Annotated in this window: 21 protein-coding genes; 10 read left to right on the top strand and 11 right to left on the bottom strand. The window is 42.3% G+C overall.

Annotation, left to right across the window (positions count from 1 at the left end):
- A complete protein-coding gene (locus tag ACM0OZ_RS28505; RefSeq protein WP_414586206.1) occupies positions 1-201 on the bottom strand; it encodes a hypothetical protein in 201 nt (66 codons plus the stop codon).
- 183 nt (positions 202-384) lie between these two features.
- Positions 385-582, bottom strand: coding sequence for a DNA-binding protein (locus ACM0OZ_RS28500; RefSeq protein ID WP_414586205.1), 198 nt, complete (start codon positions 580-582; stop codon positions 385-387).
- Positions 583-958: 376 nt separating this feature from the next.
- On the opposite strand from ACM0OZ_RS28500, the gene ACM0OZ_RS28495 reads away from it, so the two are divergent.
- The 3 genes from ACM0OZ_RS28495 to ACM0OZ_RS28485 all read left to right on the top strand — a co-directional run bounded on the left by ACM0OZ_RS28495 (position 959) and on the right by ACM0OZ_RS28485 (position 2,453).
- Positions 959-1,930: a transposase gene (locus ACM0OZ_RS28495; RefSeq protein ID WP_414586204.1), complete on the top strand. Its 972-nt coding sequence runs from the start codon at positions 959-961 to the stop codon at positions 1,928-1,930.
- A 173-nt stretch (positions 1,931-2,103) separates the two neighbouring features.
- Entirely contained in the window at positions 2,104-2,328 is a 225-nt protein-coding gene (locus ACM0OZ_RS28490; protein ID WP_414586203.1) for a hypothetical protein, read from the top strand.
- Complete coding sequence (locus tag ACM0OZ_RS28485; RefSeq protein ID WP_414586202.1) at positions 2,319-2,453, top strand: PIN domain-containing protein; 135 nt, start codon at positions 2,319-2,321, stop codon at positions 2,451-2,453. The genes ACM0OZ_RS28490 and ACM0OZ_RS28485 overlap by 10 nt, the downstream gene beginning before the upstream one ends.
- Before the next feature lie 8 nt (positions 2,454-2,461).
- Here the strand turns inward: ACM0OZ_RS28485 and ACM0OZ_RS28480 are convergent, their stop codons facing one another.
- The 4 genes from ACM0OZ_RS28480 to ACM0OZ_RS28465 are packed head-to-tail and all read right to left on the bottom strand — an operon-like array spanning position 2,462 to position 7,295.
- Positions 2,462-2,590: a hypothetical protein gene (locus ACM0OZ_RS28480; RefSeq protein ID WP_414586201.1), complete on the bottom strand. Its 129-nt coding sequence runs from the start codon at positions 2,588-2,590 to the stop codon at positions 2,462-2,464.
- Between the two features lie 49 nt (positions 2,591-2,639).
- The gene (locus ACM0OZ_RS28475; protein ID WP_414586200.1) at positions 2,640-5,336 is read right to left on the bottom strand and encodes an AAA-like domain-containing protein; all 2,697 of its coding nucleotides are present in this window, start codon (positions 5,334-5,336) and stop codon (positions 2,640-2,642) included.
- On the bottom strand, positions 5,336-6,973 hold the full coding sequence (locus ACM0OZ_RS28470) for an AAA-like domain-containing protein (protein ID WP_414586199.1): 1,638 nt from the start codon (positions 6,971-6,973) through the stop codon (positions 5,336-5,338). The genes ACM0OZ_RS28475 and ACM0OZ_RS28470 overlap by 1 nt, the downstream gene beginning before the upstream one ends.
- Positions 6,957-7,295: a CU044_2847 family protein gene (locus ACM0OZ_RS28465; protein WP_026082537.1), complete on the bottom strand. Its 339-nt coding sequence runs from the start codon at positions 7,293-7,295 to the stop codon at positions 6,957-6,959. Before ACM0OZ_RS28465 ends, ACM0OZ_RS28470 begins: the two co-directional genes overlap by 17 nt.
- Positions 7,296-7,927: 632 nt before the next feature.
- On the opposite strand from ACM0OZ_RS28465, the gene ACM0OZ_RS28460 reads away from it, so the two are divergent.
- From ACM0OZ_RS28460 to ACM0OZ_RS28445, 4 genes are all read left to right on the top strand, one after another.
- Entirely contained in the window at positions 7,928-9,025 is a 1,098-nt protein-coding gene (locus tag ACM0OZ_RS28460) for a sensor histidine kinase (protein ID WP_414586198.1), read from the top strand.
- Positions 9,026-9,267: 242 nt separating this feature from the next.
- On the top strand, positions 9,268-10,647 hold the full coding sequence (locus ACM0OZ_RS28455) for an aldehyde dehydrogenase (RefSeq protein WP_414586236.1): 1,380 nt from the start codon (positions 9,268-9,270) through the stop codon (positions 10,645-10,647).
- Positions 10,648-10,730: 83 nt separating this feature from the next.
- The gene (locus tag ACM0OZ_RS28450; protein ID WP_414586197.1) at positions 10,731-10,883 is read left to right on the top strand and encodes a hypothetical protein; all 153 of its coding nucleotides are present in this window, start codon (positions 10,731-10,733) and stop codon (positions 10,881-10,883) included.
- A 108-nt stretch (positions 10,884-10,991) separates the two neighbouring features.
- Positions 10,992-11,429: a 2'-5' RNA ligase family protein gene (locus ACM0OZ_RS28445; protein WP_414586196.1), complete on the top strand. Its 438-nt coding sequence runs from the start codon at positions 10,992-10,994 to the stop codon at positions 11,427-11,429.
- A 376-nt stretch (positions 11,430-11,805) separates the two neighbouring features.
- Here ACM0OZ_RS28445 and ACM0OZ_RS28440 read toward each other — a convergent pair whose 3' ends face one another.
- Together ACM0OZ_RS28440 and rpmF are read right to left on the bottom strand one after the other, a co-directional pair.
- The gene (locus tag ACM0OZ_RS28440) at positions 11,806-12,396 is read right to left on the bottom strand and encodes a sulfite oxidase-like oxidoreductase (RefSeq protein WP_414586195.1); all 591 of its coding nucleotides are present in this window, start codon (positions 12,394-12,396) and stop codon (positions 11,806-11,808) included.
- Positions 12,397-12,555: 159 nt separating this feature from the next.
- Entirely contained in the window at positions 12,556-12,732 is a 177-nt protein-coding gene (gene rpmF, locus ACM0OZ_RS28435; RefSeq protein WP_073635836.1) for a 50S ribosomal protein L32, read from the bottom strand.
- A 310-nt stretch (positions 12,733-13,042) separates the two neighbouring features.
- On the opposite strand from rpmF, the gene ACM0OZ_RS28430 reads away from it, so the two are divergent.
- A complete protein-coding gene (locus ACM0OZ_RS28430) occupies positions 13,043-14,923 on the top strand; it encodes a caspase family protein (RefSeq protein ID WP_414586194.1) in 1,881 nt (626 codons plus the stop codon).
- Between the two features lie 114 nt (positions 14,924-15,037).
- On the opposite strand, the gene ACM0OZ_RS28425 is transcribed toward ACM0OZ_RS28430, so the two are convergent.
- Positions 15,038-15,412 (bottom strand): Mo-dependent nitrogenase C-terminal domain-containing protein, encoded by a 375-nt coding sequence (locus tag ACM0OZ_RS28425; RefSeq protein WP_414586193.1) that lies wholly within the window; start codon positions 15,410-15,412, stop codon positions 15,038-15,040.
- A gap of 647 nt (positions 15,413-16,059) precedes the next feature.
- Here ACM0OZ_RS28425 and ACM0OZ_RS28420 point away from each other — a divergent pair.
- Entirely contained in the window at positions 16,060-17,256 is a 1,197-nt protein-coding gene (locus ACM0OZ_RS28420; RefSeq protein ID WP_414586235.1) for an anion transporter, read from the top strand.
- Between the two features lie 151 nt (positions 17,257-17,407).
- On the top strand, positions 17,408-17,836 hold the full coding sequence (locus tag ACM0OZ_RS28415) for a hypothetical protein (RefSeq protein ID WP_414586192.1): 429 nt from the start codon (positions 17,408-17,410) through the stop codon (positions 17,834-17,836).
- A gap of 321 nt (positions 17,837-18,157) precedes the next feature.
- On the opposite strand, the gene ACM0OZ_RS28410 is transcribed toward ACM0OZ_RS28415, so the two are convergent.
- On the bottom strand, positions 18,158-19,930 hold the full coding sequence (locus ACM0OZ_RS28410) for a ribonuclease J (RefSeq protein WP_414586191.1): 1,773 nt from the start codon (positions 19,928-19,930) through the stop codon (positions 18,158-18,160).
- 308 nt (positions 19,931-20,238) lie between these two features.
- Positions 20,239-21,123, bottom strand: coding sequence for a 4-hydroxy-tetrahydrodipicolinate synthase (gene dapA / locus ACM0OZ_RS28405; RefSeq protein WP_414586190.1), 885 nt, complete (start codon positions 21,121-21,123; stop codon positions 20,239-20,241).
- Positions 21,124-21,179 lie beyond the last annotated feature (56 nt).

Raw genomic sequence — 21,179 nt, 5'->3', positions numbered from 1 at the left:
TTATTTAAGTAACCTTGTTACCCTGACGTCATATTCAGTGCCTTTTGGATGGTCACTTCTAGCTTGAAGGAGTGCCATGCTATCAGCTTTATATTTTGACTCTGCGTCGATTTCGTATCGTGTTGTCCCGCTTTGACAGGTATTGTTCTTCAGATCAGGAAATTCCTTGATATCCACTAATACTTCGTAAGTATGAACCATTTTGGCACCTCCAAATATCTAGTGTGCAACTAATGGGAATACAATCCACTATATGTATAGAAAAAGGTACTAGTTCTCAAACAATACAATTCTTTAACCTTTTTAAGGAAGGTTATTAATACTTTCGTGTTCGCAATTATGCAGGCACTGAGTCCCTTTGGGACATTATAGTGAGATAGCGCATTAAGCTAGCCGTTTGTACAGCTCAGCATTTTTCTTAAGTACATAACCCATAGCATTTTGAAAGGATGCTTCTGGCTGTTTGAGCAATTGTTCTACACCCATTAGCACTAATTCTTCTATTGATACGCCAAGACGAGAGGCGGTTTCTTGCAGCTTGACTAGACGATCATCAGGAATGTGGATGGTGATGGTGTTCATTGCTAGCTAAGGATTTGACGATACGATCACTTTAGCATTGCAACTTATTTCATGATGTTGAGGCTATTTGAGAAAGCGATCGCCTTTCCTGCGCAACGCTACGCGCCGAGAGTGCCTGTCCCCAGGACTTATATCAAATCCGGTTAATCACTTACTGCATCTATACCTCACCCCGCCTAACGGCACCCCTCTCCTTAGCAAGGAGAGGGGAAGGGGTGAGGTTTCACGGATATGATAAGTAAACAAACGGATTTCATATTACGGTGATCGCTTTGCGCGATTGGCTTTGCCACTGCCCCTTGGGCGATCGCTTGCTTTGGGGTAAGAGTGCGTTAGCAAAGTTATTTATTCTTCAAATTCGACAATTGACAATTGCATGACAGAACAACGCACTGATTACGATAGTCCTTGGAAGGAAGTTATTGAAAGCTTTTTTCCTCGCTTCTTGGAATTCTTTTTCCCTGACGCTTACGCCGTCATTGACTGGGAACGAGGCTATGAATTTCTCGATACAGAACTGCAACAGCTAGAACCGGATGCAGAAATTGGCAAGCGACTCGTCGATAAAGTGGCAAAAGTTTGGCTACTCAATGGTGAAGAGGCTTGGGTATTGGTTCATGTGGAAGTCCAAGGACAGTACGATCGCGAGTTTACCCAACGGATGTACACATACAATTACCGATTGTTTGACCGCCACCAAAAGCAAGTCATCAGTTTAGCAGTTTTGGCAGACGAAGAGGTAAATTGGCGACCTTCAAGTTACGGATACTTACTCGGAGGATGTCGCGTCAGTTTAGAGTTTCCCGTAGCGAAACTTTTGGATTATGAGGCGCAGTGGGAAACGTTAGAACAAAGCACCAATCCTTTCAGTGTAGTCGTCATGGCACATCTCAAAACCAAGGCAACACACCGAAACCCAGAAAGTCGGCTAAATTGGAAATTGAGTCTAGTAAGAAGATTATTTGAACGGGGATATAGCCGAGAAGAGATTCTGGGGTTATTTCGGTTTATCGACTGGATAATGGTATTGCCAGAGGAATTGGCGCGTAGTTTTAAACAAGAATTGAGAAGTTACGAGGAGGTACAGAGGATGCGTTATGTAACTAGTATTGAACGGTTGGCAAAAGAAGAAGGTATTGAGGAAGGAATGCTCCTGACAAATCGAGAAAATGTGATTAAAATCCTACAGACGCGGTTTGGAGTAGTACCTGAGCCAGTTGTGGAAGTTATTAATGGCATCGAGAATATGTCTATGCTGGAAACACTTTTCACAAGCGCGATTACCATTGGTTCTATAGAAGAATTCCAGCAAGTTCTCAACGAGAGTACATCCAAGGGAGAATCATGAAAGGATGAAATTACCCTCATTGATTTTTTGTTTCAAGTGATGATGTAACAGTTAAACTTTGCATCGGAAGCAAACAATTATGTTACCTGTTAATAAAAAAATTGTAACTGATGAAGAAATGCGTCCAGTTGCAGTGTTGATTGATTATAGCAATCCTATTTCATTTGTGAAAATTGAGTTCTTCAGATCCCCGACTTCTTAAAGAAGTCGGGGATCTTGTTTTTTCACAAATCCTGCACGGACTGCTATATCAAGACTGGCAGAGAATTGAGCAAATATTGGAGGCTTATCAAGCACAACAGAAAGAAGAGTTTAATTTAAACAAGTATGCAGGTGTCATTAAACTCACTCAACACCCTTTGGAGTATCAGCAACAAATTAGGGATGAGTGGAGTTGACACAAGCGATCGCACTTCGTAAACAATACAAACTAAAACTTGCTGACGCAATAATTGCAGCCACTGCACAATCTCTAAATGCAACTTTGTTTACTAATGATGTGAGATTGACTAATTTAACATAAATTAACATTCAGTCAGTACAAATTATGTAATACATGGAGGGCGATCGCCTACTTTGTTCCAATGCGATCGCCTCTACCACTGCTTTGAATTTCCAGCGATGCCTATTTTGGGTGAGAGTACGTAAGCTCGCCAGCAACTTTTTGTCCTTGGCACTTCCTTCAAGGACTATATATCTTCAGATCTCTTTACTCTTGAACCTGTTCAAATTTAAATCCACTTTCCTGGGGACCACCGCTACCTCTAACGGCTTTGACAAGAACAGGTTCTTGTTGGCGCTCACCATTATTATTAAACTGGAGTGGATATCCTGAAGTTTCATTTTGTGAAAGATTAACAGATTTGAGGTTGTTCAAGACATTCTGGCGAGAGGGATTTTCGGCAGACATAGATATAGCTTTAATGAAAGCCTGAGTTGCATCATAGTTAGCAGCTGTACGCGAGCTAATCTGTCCTCCCCATCTTTGTTTGGCATTAGCTGAAAATTCTTTTGATTTTTGTTCCTCTGCAAACCAGGGTACACATACAACCAAATCTTCAACAGCTTCTCCACCTGATCTCAAAATTTCTGGATCGTATAGAACAGCATCTCCTAGCAAATACAACTTTTTGCTTGCTCGCTGTTCTTGAATTCTTTGCTGTTGGGTACGGGCAATTTCAAGTGCTACAGAAATTGATTGTGTCTTCGGTAAGAAAACAATTGCATTTGCTTGGTTCTGATAATTATCAAGTAACTTTTCAATAGAGGTATTTAGTGTCAAATCATCTAAATTTAGATTTATAATTTTCCCACCTTTTTCTTGAAAATATTTTTCAAATTCTTGCTTTAAATTATCACTATAAATATCACTCTTATTATAGAAAACCACTACAGTATTGTAGCCTTTGATTTTAGCATAGTTAGCTAACTTTTTACCACTTTCTTCATTAGAGGCTATTGCTCTAAAAAAGACCTTATTCCTTTGTCCACTCAGTGAGGTACTTGTGCTTTGAGATATCATAGCTATACCAGCCTTTTCATACTCAGGTAGTGCAGCTTGACTACTTGGGCTAGTGTAGTGTCCAATGACTCCCAAAATATTTTGATTTTTAACTAGCTCTTGAGCAACTTTTTGAGCTTGAGTTGGATCATTTCTATCATCGGCAATTATGATATTCAACAATCTATCATTCACTCCACGTGAACTGTTAAAAGTATCTTGTGCCTGTGCAACTCCTCGCAAAAGTTCTTGAGAAACTTCTCTTCTAGTACTGACAGGTAAAACAACTGCTAAAGTGAGTGGATTGCCTTTTTGATAAGCTTTAGCATTGTTATAGTAAATTTGTAACTCTGAGTCATAACGAAAGGCTTGTTTAGCTCTTTCAAAATACTCAACAGCTTGTTTATAATCGCCTTTTTTGAAAGCTTCAAAAGCTTGATCGCGACTTGGATTTTCATTTCCACCAAAGAGAGTACGCTCGCCTTGGCTCAAGAATGTTGGTACTGACGGTTTCGGTTGTGGTGTTTTCGTTATTGATGGTGGTTGAGAAGGTGGTTTCTTAACAACTTGAGACCAGTATAGCCACCCAAGTACTGGAATGAGTATTAGTACTATTGCAGCAAGTACTGAAATCAGGCGTTGCTGCCTTAGTGTTGCCAATTCTTGGCTAGCATTTAAAAATTGATAATCTTCAACAAGTAATTCTTTACCTTGTTGCCATTTTTGAGCTTCTCTTAATTTCTGTCCACGCAACAGATGTGATTTATCCTGACAATTAAAGTTTAGCCATGCTGCTAGTTCCTTAGCATAGGGTCGTAAATTCGCTAATGTCTGATTAATCCATTTACGGTCAAAAACAAACTCATAAATGCGGTTATAAACTCTTAACTTGCCATTTTCCTTAACTACCAACCCAGACAGTCGCAATTCCATTTGCTCTGGACTATTATCTTCTCCAATTTCTCCCTTTTGTAAAATTCGCTGATATATCCCTAGCAACCGCTCCCCATGCTTATTAATTAAAATCCGATTGCTTATTGTCCGCAAATGCTCCGGGTCATCTTGAGCTTGCCAATTTTGGATAACACGCGATCGCACTAATTCCTCTACAGATAATCTCCGCTCATCATCAAGGATGAGTTGACAAAGCTTTTGGGTAAGAAAGGGTTGCCCACCAGTCCATGTCAAAACCTGCTTCAGCTTCTCTTGGGGATCACTGACTTTACCGACTAATCCCTTAGCCAAAGGCTCAGCTTCATCCTTATTAAATCCTTTGAGTTCAATGGCTTGACCAATATTAAACGGTGTGCGTTGTTTGTCTTTAATCAAATCCGAGGGAGTTGCTACCCCTAAAAGACAAAATGTGAGGCGTTTATATTCTGACTTATCAGCACGTTGGTTATAACAGGATCTAATCAAAGCGAAAAAATCCTCAGTCGAAAAGCTTAGGCTGAGAACACTATCAATTTCATCTACAAAAATAACAATGTTTTTATAAATAGAGGTTAGCAGTACCTCTTCAATAAATCTGCCCAATCGCTGTACTTGAGACAGCAAATTTTGAGCCTCCCACCAGCTTTCCAAATTAAAATGACTTAGTTTTAGACTCTTAGCCAACTTTGCAATCACACCTGCATACCATTGGTCACGGGTAACATCGTGGGTGCCGATCGCAGTAATATCAATCTCAGCACAAGCAATCCCCTCTGCTTGCAACTTTTGCATAGTTCTTACCCGCAAGCTTGATTTACCCATCTGCCGCGAGTTTAGGACATAACAGAATTCCCCCGCTTTTAACTTGTTGAACAATTCGTCATCTGCCTGCCGCGTCACATAGGTAGGCGCATCAGGTGGTAAACTGCCCCCAACTTGGTATTCGTAGTTTGAGTCTGGTTTTGCACTCATCAGTTCACCCTCAAGCGATCGCCAAAATACCGCCGATACAATTCACAAAAAGGCACCACTCCATTGGCTTTCCTCTTCACCAGTCCCATATTCACTAATTTAGATGCTTTCCCTGTATCGAGGCTAACTGGAGAATGAGCTGCAACGACTCGCCTCATGGCTACCAGTAGTTCTGGATTTTCCTCTAGTTTAGATAAATGGTTTAACAAATGGTCGCAATATAAACCTTCTTCCGTGGGTGCGACTTCCAAAAATTGTTCTAGTGTCAGTTCCCGTCGTCCAATTTTTTCTAGCCCCAAACGCACTAGGTAAAGATGCCCATCCACCATTGCCATGAATGTCTTGACTTGCGTCTCACTCCAATAAAGTCGGTAGCGTTGTGCCAAGTTTTGCACCTGCATCTGAGTGAGTTCTGGCAACGGTATAGGTACACCGACATTAAACGGCGATTGATTATTGTGCAGGGGGATGTAATCTTCTTTGGAATAGGCTAGTAGCAAACGTAATTTTTGCCAAATAAGCTCTATCCTGGCTTGTTCATGCCAACTGCGTAGTAACGAGAAAAAATCATGGGCGATACTTGGATAGGGAAAAAGCAAATCCACATCATCCAATCCCAAAACTAGAGGAGTTTGATTTTCTTGCAATAAATATTTTTGAAAGTAGTCGCTACATTTCATTTTAAGAGGCAATATTCCCTGCCAATACTCATTTACCCTATCCTCTACCTGCAATTTCCAAGAAATGTAGGAACAGAACCACCGTAAAAACCCCTCCAGACTAGCAAATACCTCTGTTTCCGCCTGCTTTAGATCCACTCGCACGGCTCGATAGCTTTCCTTAGTCGCGTAATCTAGAATCTCTTTCATTAAGTAGGTTTTGCCCCAACACAATGGAGCTTTGATCCGCAGTAATGCCCCTGGTTTCTTAACTTCTTTGTGGCAGGAGGAATACAAAGCCTCATCAAAAATAAGAAATTCTTGTTCTGTGCAGGGTTCTTCTGGGTATAGAGTACTTGATAATTCAGACCATGCTTTATGTAGCACTTTTGTAGGAATCATAAACGCAGCTTTGGCATCTGGTCGATTGATTTCTGCCGCCACAGCCATTCCTGCTATACCCACAAGCTTTTCATCCCAAATCGGCGCACCACTAAAGCCAGGTTCTAATGCATAACCCTGTTGTTTCACATCCTCAAGCTGAACCCAACCGTTAGCGGTTCCAGATCGTAACTCCCCAGAAGCCCAAGCCCCGTTAGGTTGCTTTAGCGGAAAGCCCAAGACTCTAAAAGAATGTCCCCATAAATCTTCTGATGTCACCAATTGCGCTGGTTTTGCTGCATCTGGAGGAGAACTTTCTAACTCCAATCCTGCAATGTCTTCTGCAAATTCGTCGGGATGAATTGGTCGCCAGAAGACCGCTCTAGCTTTGAAAAACTGTTTTGCTGCTACTATCGGGAAGTCTAAGCTGACTGTTTGCTCAGGCTTGTCAACAATATTTCGTGCCAGTCCCAAAGCATCTGCAACTACATGAGCGCAAGTGAGGATATACTTTGGGGACACCAAGAAGCCAGCACCAACGACTTTGCCACTGTTTGAGTAAATCCTGACAACTGATGACTCAAGCAGTGTGGTCATCCTGTGACTCCCGTTTCCACTTCAGGGTAATTTCGTAGTTGACCTCGCCATTACCAGAAGCAATCACTGCCCCAAGTTCTGCACTAATTTTAATGCCAAACTTAACTTCCACTTCGTCCGCTGGCTCTTTGATATTACGCACCTTGGTGAGAATCACATTAGCTACTGGTCTTATCTTATCCAAGGCAGACTCGAAAGTCTGATGAGCCTTGTCAACAATCTGATCCCGTAAACCAATGCGATCGTCAATGACTGCTGGCTCATCTACTTCTACAAGAATCGATTCGCCGCTTTCCAGAGGAAATTCAACTATGCGCTTCACCCTAAACCTCTAAATATTTTTCCGAAAATGGGTTGTTTTTAACCGTAATCCGCAAATTTTCCTGGTTTGATGCACCTATACTGAAACCCTGCCTAGTTGCTCTCCCTCTAGAGAATCGTCAACTTGCCTTTGCATTATTTTAGGGAACTATTAACTCAACAAAGCAATCGCTTTTTATTAACTTTTTTAAAACTGTTATTACATAGCTATAATATTGTACTATAACAATTGAAATTTTATTGTCAATTTTATACTAAAGTTTTTCATCCTGCTTCCGTAGCTTAATATTCTCGCCATAAGGTAGGAAATTTTCATAACAGTGGTAATCCTCTGTGAATGTATCAGTGGTTCACTGCTGCTAACCGTACTCAACAGCTACAAAAATCGTAACCTTTATCGCCTGTGTCTTGTTCTAAAATTCTACGAGCCATAATTGAATTAGCTTGTCATTATTTCTGGCAAAGAGAAACAGCATTGAACCTCTAAAAAAAAAATAAAGACTAAGTTGAGAAAATTTTAGAGTAAAAAATGTTTCCTCCGTAGGAAGTCAACCTAAGTAAAAAATGACAAAAATAATACAAGTCTAGCTTTGTATACACTCATCTAGTTTTACTGCATCTCTTCTATGCTGTATGTCTAAATCTTCTAACTCTGATAAGATTCTGGTTGTAGATGATTCTCCTGATAATGTCTTTCTAATTAAAACCATTTTGGAGGAAGAAGGCTACACAGTTAGCACGGCAGAAAATGGTGCTTCAGCATTGGCACAGATTGAAACATCGGCTTGTGACTTAGTGTTGCTGGATCTGATGATGCCGGGTATAGATGGTTATGAAGTCACCAAGCGTATTCGGCAAAATATGGCATTGCCATTTATCCCAATTTTGCTCATTACCGCCCATGACTCACCCAACGTTGCTCAAGGATTAGACTTGGGTGCTGACGATTTTATCCGCAAACCTGTCACCGTAGATGAATTGCTCGCGCGAGTGCGATCGCTCCTTCGTCTCAAGCACAGTATAGATGAACGCGATGAAATCGCCCGCCAACGGCAAGATTTTGTCTCTCGCCTCACCCACGACTTACGCACACCCCTAGTCGCAGCGGATCGGATGCTGTTGCTATTTCAGGAGGGTGCTTTGGGAAATCTGTCAGATCAAATGCAGGAAGTCATAGAGATTATGGCTCGCAGTAACAGCAACCTGCTGGCTATGGTAAATACCTTGCTAGAAGTTTATCGCTTTGAAGCAGGTCGTAAAACCCTGGCGTTTCAACCCGTTAATCTTAGCCAGTTACTAGAAGAAGTCTCTGAAGAATTAAGTTCTTTAGCAGCACAAAAGGAACTTGCAGTCAATCTGCATTTGGGTGAAGATTCAGGGATTAGTAAAGTGATGGGCGATCGCCTAGAACTGCATCGGCTATTCACCAACCTTATAGGCAATGCTATCAAATTTACCGATACCGGGTCAGTCACCATCCGCCTTACGCCAGCGACTGCTTCAGATGAATATATTACCGTTGAAGTAGCAGATACAGGTCCAGGTATTCCTCTTGAAGAACAAGCAACTTTATTTGAACGGTTTCGCCAAGGAAGTCACAAGAGTTCTGGTAGTGGCTTAGGGCTGTACCTTTCTCGTCGAATTGTCGAAGCACATCAAGGGACTATTCTCATGAATTCAGAAGTTGGCAAAGGCAGTGTCTTCACAGTACGTTTGCCTATCAAACAGTAATCATTATCGTTTCTTCGGAATTAGTTATAAATAGGATATAGGCAAACAGCCCACCTGACCAAAACAGTGCTAAGTACTATAGCAGCCCTAAATAATTTGTGAAAAAACAAGATCCCCGACTTCTTTAAGAAGTCGGGGATCTGAATAAGGTCAATTTATGTGCTTAGCGCAGGCACTTTCACATAAATAAAATAGGATTACTATAGACTTCTTGCAAAAGTTAGCTACCAAGGACAAAAATGATGATTGTTCAAGAATTATCAATTGCCGATATCATCCGCAAACAACGTGATTTTTTTAATACTAATCAGACAAAAGACGTTAATTTTCGACTGGAACAACTGAAAACTTTAAAACAAGCAGTTACTGAGAATAAAGAAGCGATTATCAACGCACTAAAAGCGGATTTGAAGAAACCAGAATTTGAGAGCTATGTTACAGAAATTGGAACACTCCAAGAAATTGATCATGCTATCAAACACATCAAAACTTGGACGAACCCTCAGAAAGCACCAGTTTCCCTGCAAGTATTTCCCGCTTCTGCAAAAATTTATCCTGAACCGCTAGGAGTCGTTTTAATTATTGGTACTTGGAATTATCCATTTCAATTAATTATCTCACCATTGGTAGGTGCTATTGCGGCAGGCAACTGTGCAATTCTCAAACCTTCAGAACTTGCACCCCACACTTCTCGTCTTTTAAGTCAGATGATGGAAAAATATTTCGATCCGGCTTATATTGCTGTGGTAGAAGGAGGTGTGCAAACAAGTCAACAACTCCTAGCAGAAAAGTTTGACCATATCTTTTTTACTGGTGGTACAGCTGTAGGCAAAATAGTCATGGAAGCAGCCGCAAAACACCTGACACCTGTGACTTTGGAATTGGGCGGCAAAAGTCCTTGTATTGTAGATTCTGATATTAACATCGAACACACCTCCAGACGCATTACTTGGGGCAAGTTTCTCAACGCTGGACAAACTTGTATCGCACCTGACTATCTTTTAGTTGATAAAAAAATCAAAGAAAATTTGTTAAATGAAATTCAAAAACGCCTGCAAGAATTTTATGAAGGTAATCCTGCCAACAGTTCTGATTATGCTAGGATTATCCATCAAAAACATTTTGACAGGTTAGCTAGCCTCTTGAAAGATGGCGAAATTCGTATTGGGGGAGAAACTAATCCTTCGGAACTTTATATTGCTCCCACAGTGCTTGATAATGTCTCCTTGACAGACTCGGTAATGCAGGAAGAAATTTTTGGTCCTATTCTTCCTGTCATTGAATATACCGATATAACAGAAGCGATCGCCCTAATTAACTCTAAATCAAAACCCTTGGCTTTGTACTTATTTTCTAATAACAAAAACCTGCAACAACGAGTCTTGCAGGAAACCTCATCTGGTGGAGTTTGTATTAACGACACACTCATGCAGTATGCTGTTTCATCGTTACCATTCGGCGGTGTGGGTGATAGCGGAATTGGCAACTATCACGGTAAATTCAGCTTTGACACCTTTTCCCATTACAAAAGTGTGTTGCACAATTCCTTCTGGCTCGATTTAAAATTGCGATACGCTCCCTATAAAGACAAGTTATCTACACTGAAGCGATTTATTGGTTAGAGTGGCTAGGGTGGTAGGGTGGGAATTGCCCTCCTTACCCTGCATCTATCGGTACTTATTAGCAATTGAACAAGTATTTCATTATGAATGATGACTACGTTGTCCAGCAAAAAAAAACTATCCAACAGATGAAAGATAGTATTCACCAAGGGCAAAGTAAATCGAGCATTGTTGAGATGCAAAGTGATTATGAAAACGATGACCAAACTTGTCTAACATCAGTGGCTTTTACTTGAAAAGATATTGCAAAAACAATATTAAAAAAAATAATTGAACCATTAAAAAGCTTAGACCCTAACCACTTCTATTATTCGAGTCAATTACTCCACTTAACTATTAAAAATGTGCGATCTATACATAATCCCCCTCTTTTTAATGACGAAGATGTTGTTAAAGTTCATCAATTATTTACTCAAATAATTCCAACTTTTCAATCGTTCACTTTTAGTTTTGAAGGTTTAATTTTGTTTCCAACGAGTGTTGCTCTGTTAGGGTATTGTAATGATACCCTCAGAAAATTAGTTCAAGCATTAGATTTTGGCTTAAGAGAAATAGGCGTACCAGATAATAAAAAATATATTTCTGATACTATATTTTTTGGAAACATGACCTTATGTAGATTTACACATGAGCCGAGTTCCTCATTTCAAAATAAAGTCAAAGAATTGGAAAATATTTATATTGGGGAAATGCATGTTACTGAAATTAGCCTGATCACATGCAACGCTGTTTGTCATTCCAAAACCAGAAAAGTTATAGGTACTTATAAGTTAAGCCAGTAGATAGGGCATAGCCCCACCTACTTAGTCAAGTCTAAAACCCAAAACCACCAACCCTTTCAAGGTGGGTAAAAATTTTGGTCAAAAAACTCCTTTTTAACCTCTTTACTCTGTGTACTCTGCGCCTAATCGGGTTAAATAACTTATAAACCAATACGCTTGCTGTTAAGGATTGTTGGTGATAGCGAAGCGTGGCACGAATGTGCCATAGATTCCACACGTGTAGAGACGTTGCATGCAACGTCTCTACATAGACGTGTTGATAATGGTTTTGGTCTTATCACCAAGCGTATTGACTTATAAACCGCCGAGACGCTCCAGACCCCAGAGAGAAAAGAAGAGATTTTACGAGTCACCTTGAAAGGGCTACCCAAAACCACTAACTATATCGTTCCTCCGCCCAGGGTTCACCACGGCGGTGATAGCCATTGCGTTCCCAAAAACCCGATTCCTCGCGTTCTAGAAACTCCAAACCATTAATCCACTTGGCACTTTTCCAGGCGTAGAGGTGGGGAACGACAAGCCGCAATGGACCACCATGTTCTGCTGGTAACGGTTCTCCAAAGACTTTAAAGGCAAAGAAGTTTTCTTCCCGTACAAAGTCTTCCAATGGGAGATTGGTAGTATAGCCACCATAGCAGTGTTCCATAACATGAACTGCTTTGGTGTCTACCTCAATGAGCTTCATAAAGTCTGTAACCTTAATACCAGTCCACTTGACATCAAGTTTCGACCAGCGCGTAACACAGTGGAAATCTGCTGTGAATTCGTGCTGCGGAAGCGCCATAAAGTCAGACCAGGTAAAGGTTGCTCCTTTTGCTAAACCCCATACCCGAAACTCCCACTCATCTGTGCTAATTTGCGGAGTTGCACCGTAGGTTAATACAGGAAATCCCTTGGTCAAGTACTGACCAGGAGGAACGCGATCGCTCTCTTGGTTTGTAGGCTTTTGAAAAAATTTTCTTACCATAGTCACAGAAAAATAGCTTTTCTGAAGACAATCTAATTTTTATAGAGTTATTTGTTAATCAGTCAGAGGTGATAGTTAGTCATTAGTCAATAGTCATGGAGTCAAAGGACTCTAGACTTTTGACTATGGACTCAACCCTCAGGACTTTTAACTTAGGAATTATGATTCCTCTTCTTCCTCTTCTTCAGCAGTTGGATAGACAAATGTAGAACGTCCAGTCAAAATAGACTTGCCTAGAGAAAGAGCTTTTTGCGCTTCAACTGCGGCTTTGCGCCTCCATGTAGCTCGACGTTTGTCTCGTTTAGACTTGGATGTTTTCTTCTTTGGAACAGCCATTGTAACGGGTACTGCAAATATAGACAACCTTTTTATTCTAAAGCATACAAACAAATGCAGTGAGTCCTTGGGTACAAATCACTATTTTGCTTGCGTCGGCGGTGCAGGAACACCCAACAGTGGGGGAACATCCAAAGATCCAGTCCTTCCCCTTGGATCAACAGCACCCGAATTGAGGTATTGCTGGGGCAGTACTGGTGATCTGTGGTTTAGCTAGACTATTATGACGTATGACGTAGGTTAGCCTTGTTTTTTTCACAAAGCCAACCACTACCAAAAGGCAAGTAAACAAGGAGTAACAAAAATCGCGATGGCAAATAATTGGGCGATCGCAATTGGCATCAATCAATATCAGTTCTTTCAACCTTTAAGTTGCGCCCAAACAGATGCCGAGGCGATCAGAGATTTTTTGGTGACACAAGGTGGTTTTTTGCCGCAACAGTGTCTGCTGATGACAGAGACTTCGCCACCATTTGCACAGAGGTCTACCTATCCTAGTAAAGAGAATATTTTCCTGTTATTTGAACATTTAGCAGCCACTTGCTGGCGACCACAAGACCGATTGTGGTTTTTCTTTAGCGGTTATGGCGTCAACTACAAGGGACAAGATTACTTAATGCCAGTCGAAGGTGATCCCAATCGCATCGAAGAGACGGGTATAGAAGTACGAGCATTAATGCAAAGTCTGCAAGTTGCTGCCCTTGATGCATTGCTGTTGTTCGATATGAACCGTGCTTTTGGAACCCACGCAGATGCTCACGTTGGCAAAGAAACAATAGAACTAGCTAAAGAACTACAAATTCCTATTATTCTTTCTTGTCAACCAGACGAATTTTCTCACGAAAGTAGCGAATTAGGTCACGGATTCTTTACAGCAGCGCTGTTAGAAGCTTTGCGTTACGGCAATCGTACCAATTTGGCGAATGTAGAAAAATACCTCAGTGTCCGCACGCCAGAACTATGTCAACACTACTGGCGTCCCACACAAACCCCCATCACTATTTTTGTATCAAAGCCGCAGGTTCCCTCCCCGCAATTGCAGGAGAAAAGCGAACCAAGAGTCAAGGAACTAGCAGAAGTAGCGGCAAACAATAGTCTTTCATCACCCCATCACCCCATCACCCCAGCTCCCCATCACCCCATCACCCCATCTCCCCAGCTCCCCAGCTCCCTCACTCCCTCATCCTCCTCATCCTCCTCACTCCCTCACTCCCTCACTCCCTCATCCCCCTCATCCCCCTCATCCCCCTCATCCCCCTCATCCCCCTCATCCCCCTCATCCTCCTCATCCCCCGATCCCCACAAAAGGTCATCAAACAACAAATTCTTGCCGCACCTTCTACTGGGGAGCATTGCTACAATACTTCTTCTATGCTTAATCGTGGTTGTTTTGTTCCGCGATCGCCCTTTATTCAAGTTAGCCCAGATATTACCACCGTCCTCCAAGCCTGCTAGCAATAACACAAAGGTAGTTAAAGCATCACCAAAACCCAGCCCCACAGCATCACCAATCGTACTAGCCCAACCAGAAATCCAATCAACTCCTCAAGTCACTTCTAGCTCACAAGTCACTCCAAGTGCTGACGAATCGAAACAGCGTAACCAAGCACTGTTGGAATTGCAGAAAATGTCCCTGAGTCCAACTCAGGCTAGCGATTTGAGGCAAGCTATTAATACGGCTCGTAAAATTCAACCAGGTGAACCGCTCTACACACAAGCTCAAGACAACATCAAGATTTGGAGCCGCATGATTTTAGATTTAGCCCAAGATCGTGCTAAGCAAAAACTATATGCGGGTGCTATCTCAGCAGCACAGTTAGTCCCCAAAGACCAACTTGTATACCCAAAAGCACAAACATCTATTAACCAGTGGCGGCTAGAAGCAAAACAGTATGTCAGCAATACAACCCTTATCGATGCTGCTGTTGGCTTAATTCGGTCTGGACAGGCTTCTAGCTACAATCGCGCTATAGAAGTTGCCAAAAAAGTCCCACAAGGTGAACCAGGGTTTGATATTGCCCAAAAATCTATTGATAGCTGGAGTGAAAATATTTTGCAGCTGGCTAAAACAAGAGCCGCGCGAAGAGAATTCAAAGCCGCAATTGCAACCGCGGCTCTAGTTCCAGAGGGAACAGCCGCATATAAAAAAGCGCAAAATGCAATTGCACAATGGGAAAAAAACAGTCAATAGTTATGAGCTATTGCTAGTTGTTAGTTGTTAGCTGTTGGCTATGAGTTTTTGTACCAACCACTAACTACTAACGACTAAACAGTCTGGATGAGTCCTTAACAAGAGGCTCATTTATCAGCAGTACTGTGTGACATCCTCGCCACATTGATCCGCTAGATAGCACAGCGCTCGAAAACGTAAGCTAACCACTTCTTCATATACGGGGTTGAGCTTGCACATTGGCGGAATATGAAACAAGGTTTTACCCAAAAATTTCACATCACGCTCAAAGGGACACTGGGAAGGAATCACCTTACACAAGCGATGAGCAAGTTGGCGATCGCGAATTTGAACGTTGTCTAACCAACGCCGTATGGGTTGGAGAATATCAATTTGAGACTTGGCAGAAGGACGCTGGCGCTCGGTTCCATGAGCGTCACCTTGTGCTTGATTTATCAATACCCAGCTTGCCAAGAAAATGTTTTTTGTGGTATTATCGTATACCTTCATGGTTCACTCCTCTATTTGATTGAGGCTCTTGAACTGCCTGATGGACATCTACAACATTGCCAGGACCTGTTCAGGAAGAATGTTGTTCTGACTAAGATGCAATCTGATGATTTGTCTGATCTGATGATTTAGTAGCTACTAGCCTCAGTACCTGTTCTATATTACGTCAAATTAACAATAATTTCCTTTTCCTCGGAAGTATGGTATGGATATCTTGTTTATAACTTGACATAGATAAAATTATAGTAAAGACATCTACCTTTAGGTAGAGGACAACGTCTCATTTACAAAAACTTCACAAAACTAATTGCTCAGTATTTATGCTTAAGTACAAATACTGTTTTTTTGTATCAGGCAGTTATGAGCTATTAGGACAACTGCGTAAATTCTACATTGAGAGCAACCTCTAAATATTACATCCTTGTCACCAAAAAAAAACTTATATGTAAAAGAGGTTAAGTAGGAGATACATAGAATAAACCAAAGAAACTTTGGCAAAAAACGCAAGTTACCATTTTTTAAGAGTTCATTTTCCGTGATTTCAGCCAGATTCTCACTCGTAGTTTAGAAGTGGTAATCTTGCATTGGAATATGAGTAATTTTGCTGATAGCTGTATCGCTGCTGTAAATAACTTGATAAATTTGTGATTCTCCTGCGACAATTTGCAATCTACAGTGTGTTAGGGCTGACTTACCTGGGGTTAGCACTGGGTTATCTACCTGGTTTACGCATGAACCGTGCCACAATTGCCCTAGTTGGTTCTGCATTGCTCATTGCTTTGGGTGTTCTGAGATTGCAAGAAGCATGGGATGCGATCGATGCCACCACCATCGTGTTTTTGTTAAGCATGATGGTTGTGAACGCGAATCTATCCTTTGCTGGGTTTTTCCCAACAGCGCTGTCAGTGCTGTTGAGTTTCACCCGCAGTCCTTTAGGCTTGTTAATCGCCTTAACTTTTTCCAGTGGTATCCTTTCCGCCTTTTTTCTTAATGACACCTTGGCGCTAATTTTTACACCACTGACTTTGAGCCTGACACAAGCCCTGAATTTGAATCCAATTCCCTATTTACTTGCACTCGCTGGGGCAACAAACGTTGGTTCAGTAGCCACCTTGAGCGGTAACCCGCAAAACATTCTCATTGGCTCTTTCTCAGGTATCAGCTACATCGATTTTCTGCGGGCGTTGGCTCCCGTCGCCGTGATAGGCTTGGCAATTCAGGTGGGATTACTCTGGCTGCTTTACCCTGAAGTACGCTCAACTCAACCCAGCGAGCAATTACGCCTTGGGAAGGCACGCATCTTCAAACCTCTGTATCAAAAAACCATTATTATCACCACTGGGCTGCTTATTGCCTTTGCTGTAGGCTTACCCCTTGCAGTGTCTGCCCTAGTTGCTGCAAGCCTTTTGCTTATCACTCGACGTATTAAACCACAGCGGATTCTTAAAGAGCTGGATTGGAACCTGCTAGTGATGTTTTCTGGACTGTTCATCCTCACGAAAGCGACACAGAAGTTGAACTTGTTGCAGCCCTTCACTTATGCAGTCAACTCTTCTGCTGGTTTAGTGAGCGTCACAGCCATCCTATCTAACCTAATTTCCAATGTTCCTGCGGTACTCCTGCTACAACCCTTAATTCCTAAAGATGATACTCAGTCTTGGCTATTGCTTGCAGCCGGCTCAACCTTGGCTGGAAATTTGACTTTGTTTGGTTCAGTCGCTAATCTTATCGTTGTCGAAGCAACTACTGAGTTAGGCTACAAGCTGACCTTTTGGGAACATCTGCGCTTTGGGTTGCCACTGACAGTGTTAACTCTACTTCTATTATACCTGTGGATTCAGTAAATATAATTATTCAAATTTTATATCTTATCTAATGCTACTCACCGGCAAAACTGCATAAGTTGATTTCACATACAACTATTAACTGTCACAAGGCTTCAAAACAATGGTCTTGTGTTCAACTTTAATCAGCCAAACAAAGGAGTTTATTTTTATGACGTTTCCCAAAACTTTCAGCGCAGATCTATCCGGTACCAAGCCTACTATTCCCTCTGATTTTGAGGATGTAGGATTTCTCGCTCCTAGTGTAGGTACTTTTATCGTCACTAAAAAGAACGGTACAGCCAATTTTATTTGGCAACATGATATCGAAGATGTAGACTTTCACAGTGAAAGGTTGATATTTGACGGTATTGTTACCATTGGTCAGAGCGAATTTTACCAAGGTACGATAGCAGTCGAGAAAGAAGAAACTGGATCAGCGCAAACCAAGGTAACTGTTCTGCTTTCAGTAGAACCAGCCGACGCGGATGAGGGGCATAGAATCTTCTATAAACGTGAAGAAGACAGTGACTACAATGTCTGGGCAACTGATGCTCAGAAGTTCGAGCTTCACACACCCGCTCTTGGTATTGCTGCGTAATATCAAATCCGCTTAATATCAAATCCGGTATGGAAATACGTCTTAGGATATACTTCGTAGCAGAATACCCTTAGAGCATTATACTATGTGCAATCATCCGGATTTAATATAAGTAGGTTCAGATTTGGCTATGCGCTACCCTTAATTGGCAGCGCAAGCGCCTTGTGAACTACCCATATACAAGCGGGAGAAACTTGCTTTAAATCTCGCGCCAAGTCGAGCCAGCGCCCTTTGGAGGGTTTCCCTCCGTAGGCGACTGGCGTCGCAAAGTCGCAAAATTTTTCTTAGCGTCTAGAGCGTAGTGCGCGAGATTATTAATGACTACGATGCGACTTGAGCAGCAGTACGAGTGCGACGCCTTCTACCATCACTAACTTTTACTGGTGGCTCATCAGGAATTTGCATCAGCAAGGTAACAGATGGTTGACAATGCAGTTCCTTTCGCAAAGAGCGTGCTAGTTCCCGCTCCAAAACCTCTTGTAATCCACCCCAGTCTACCTCTGGCTGGTCGCCATCAAAAGAAGGGGCAAATTCTGACCAGCGCACGGTGAGAATTTCTTCGAGCCGCTGTTGTATCCACTTTTGCAACAAGGAGCGCTCGACGCTCGTCACAACACCTCGCAGGTGAATTTCTGGCTTCGCCATCAGCTTGCCATTCCAATCTATCGCCGTCGCAATTGTGACAATACCTTCTTCTGCCATACGTTGCCGTTCTTGCAGAACTTTGGCGCTGACCATACCAGAACCGGAAGTATCCACCAGTTCTAGACCAGCTGACACTTTACCAGCAACACGGAGGGATTCCTCAGTGAGTTCAACGATATTCCCATTCTGAATAATCACCATGTTTTCAGCGGGAATTCCCATACTTTGAGCTGTTTGGGCGTGCTTCACCAGCATCCGATGTTCCCCGTGAACTGGCAAGAAGAATTTAGGTCGAGTCAGAGCAATCATCAGCTTTTGGTCTTCCTGACATCCATGACCGGAGACGTGAATTCCTTTGTCCCGACCATAGATAACGTTTGCCCCTTGCATCATCAACTTATCGATGATGGTAACTACGGCGATCGTATTTCCAGGAATTGGGTTAGCTGAGAAGACTACCGTATCTCCTTGTCGGATTTTGATGTGGGGATGTTCTTGATTAGCAATCCGGGTCATTGCTGACATTGGCTCACCTTGAGAGCCAGTCGTCAAAATCAGCACATTTTCCACAGGAAGATTCCGGACGACGTGCAACGGCTGGAATAGATTATCCTCACACTTGATATAACCTAGATTGCGGGCATGGGCAATCAAATTCAGCATGGAACGTCCGACCACGGTGACGACGCGGTTATACTTCTGCGCTAGCTGCAAAACCATGTTAATGCGATGCACGCTAGAGGCAAAGGTGGTCACGAACAGTCGCCCAGTGGCTTGACTGAATACCCTATCCAGATTTGGAAACACAGAACGTTCTGAAGGCGTGAATCCTGGTACTTCTGAGTTCGTTGAGTCGCTCATCAAGCACAGTACACCTTTTTCACCGTGTTCGGCGAGCCTTTGCAAGTCAAAATGCTCACCATCCACTGGCGTGTGGTCAAATTTGAAATCCCCTGTGTGGATGAGTACGCCAAGAGGTGTATGAATTGCTACTGTGAAGCTATCAGCGATGGAGTGGGTATTGCGAATGTATTCTACAAAGAAATGTTTGCCAATTCGCACCAGATCGCGGGGAACGACGCTTCTTAACTCTGTGCGATCGCGCACTCCCGCTTCTTCCAATTTGCCCTCTAGCATTGCCAGTGCTAGTCTGGGACCGTAAATCACGGGAATGTCAAATTGCTTCAAGTGAAAGGCTATCCCACCGATATGGTCTTCGTGACCGTGGGTCACAATCATGCCTTTAATTTTGTGGCGATTTTCCCGTACATAAGTCATGTCTGGAAGAACAATATTGACTCCATGCATCCCGTCTGTGGGAAAAGCCAATCCTGCATCTAACAAGATAATTTCGTCGTCATACTCGAAAACACAAGTATTTTTACCAATTTCATGCAAACCGCCCAACGGTATAATTTTTAGGGCGGCTAAAGATTCGTTTTTAGCCATTTTCTCCTTAGGTTGTTCTTTGTCGTTAAAAATGTAAAATTTAGAGATTGTTCTTTGTCTTTTTAGATGTGGAATTTAACGCTGTTGTAATCACAAGACAACCAATCTATGAAATCACTCTCAAAACAGTTGAATTTTTATGAGATATTCAATTGTTGTTTAATTAATTGGGCTTGAAAAGCTCAAAATTCATCATCTATTGATTCAGTCGTAGCACAGGGTTTTCACCTGGAATTTTGTAAAATTACGCACCAACTTTTTATAAATATCTTCCGCGAACGAGCGCTTCAGCCTTCAACAACTTGCTGCTAAATCAGACCTAGCTCTTTGAGAACCACTTCTAACTTTCGACTGACTTCTGAATCAGCTTCGCACAAGGGCGGACGAGTTGAACCAACCTCCCAACCTAAAAGTTTCAGTGCTTTCTTGACTAGGATAGGGTTTGTAGTTGCAAATAAAGCTTTAAACAGAGGGAACAATTGGAGATGTATTTCCCTGGCTACTTCAGTTTCACCCGCATCAAAGGCTTGAATCATCTTTTGTAGTTGATTTCCTACCAGATGAGAAGCCACACTGACGACACCCTTCGCCCCTATTGCTAAGAGAGGCAAAGTCATGTAATCATCTCCAGAGTATATCTGGAATTCTTTTGGCGTCAAGCGACGGATTTCACTTGCCTGGTCTATGTTGCCGGTAGATTCCTTAATTCCGACAATATTGTCAATCTCTGCTAACCGAGCAACTGTTTCTGGTTGAAGATTTTGACCGGTACGACCAGGGATATTGTATAACAGCACAGGTAGGTCAGGCGTAGCTTGAGCGATCGCCTTAAAGTGCTGATAAAGCCCCGCTTGCGGTGGTTTGTTGTAGTAAGGAACAACATGCAGTGCGCCATGTACTCCTATTTTAACCGCCTTTTGGGTAGCGGCAATTGCTTCTTTGGTGGAATTGGAGCCACACCCTGCTATCACAAGAGCTTTTTGATCCACCGCCTGCAACACCACACAAAACAACTGGTATTCTTCCTCCCAACTCAGGGTAGGAGATTCTCCGGTGGTTCCACATACCACGAGTGTATCTGTACCGTTGTCAGCTAGATGTGCTGCCAGTGCTGCTGCTACATCATAATTGACACTGCCGTCTTCTTTAAACGGCGTAATCATAGCGGTTAGAACTCTGCCAAAATCTACCACCCTCTTTTCACTCCTAAATATTCCTCTTTGTTATTTGTTTTTTTGGGTTTTGGTGG

The sequence above is a fragment of the Scytonema sp. PCC 10023 genome, from assembly GCF_963920835.1.
GTDB lineage: Bacteria > Cyanobacteriota > Cyanobacteriia > Cyanobacteriales > Nostocaceae > Kalymmatonema.
This window is presented reverse-complemented; position numbering and strand designations above follow the sequence as displayed.

Bases quoted from the DNA above. Each gene is read 5' to 3' on its own strand.
- rpmF (WP_073635836.1), bottom strand. From the start codon at position 12,732: ATGGCTGTTCCAAAGAAGAAAACATCCAAGTCTAAACGAGACAAACGT.
- ACM0OZ_RS28505 (WP_414586206.1), bottom strand. From the start codon at position 201: ATGGTTCATACTTACGAAGTATTAGTGGATATCAAGGAATTTCCTGAT.
- ACM0OZ_RS28430 (WP_414586194.1), top strand. From the start codon at position 13,043: ATGGCAAATAATTGGGCGATCGCAATTGGCATCAATCAATATCAGTTC.
- ACM0OZ_RS28410 (WP_414586191.1), bottom strand. From the start codon at position 19,930: ATGGCTAAAAACGAATCTTTAGCCGCCCTAAAAATTATACCGTTGGGC.
- ACM0OZ_RS28425 (WP_414586193.1), bottom strand. From the start codon at position 15,412: ATGAAGGTATACGATAATACCACAAAAAACATTTTCTTGGCAAGCTGG.
- ACM0OZ_RS28470 (WP_414586199.1), bottom strand. From the start codon at position 6,973: ATGACCACACTGCTTGAGTCATCAGTTGTCAGGATTTACTCAAACAGT.
- ACM0OZ_RS28415 (WP_414586192.1), top strand. From the start codon at position 17,408: ATGACGTTTCCCAAAACTTTCAGCGCAGATCTATCCGGTACCAAGCCT.
- ACM0OZ_RS28450 (WP_414586197.1), top strand. From the start codon at position 10,731: ATGAATGATGACTACGTTGTCCAGCAAAAAAAAACTATCCAACAGATG.
- ACM0OZ_RS28475 (WP_414586200.1), bottom strand. From the start codon at position 5,336: ATGAGTGCAAAACCAGACTCAAACTACGAATACCAAGTTGGGGGCAGT.
- ACM0OZ_RS28440 (WP_414586195.1), bottom strand. From the start codon at position 12,396: ATGGTAAGAAAATTTTTTCAAAAGCCTACAAACCAAGAGAGCGATCGC.
- ACM0OZ_RS28500 (WP_414586205.1), bottom strand. From the start codon at position 582: ATGAACACCATCACCATCCACATTCCTGATGATCGTCTAGTCAAGCTG.
- ACM0OZ_RS28455 (WP_414586236.1), top strand. From the start codon at position 9,268: ATGATTGTTCAAGAATTATCAATTGCCGATATCATCCGCAAACAACGT.
- ACM0OZ_RS28460 (WP_414586198.1), top strand. From the start codon at position 7,928: ATGTCTAAATCTTCTAACTCTGATAAGATTCTGGTTGTAGATGATTCT.
- ACM0OZ_RS28495 (WP_414586204.1), top strand. From the start codon at position 959: ATGACAGAACAACGCACTGATTACGATAGTCCTTGGAAGGAAGTTATT.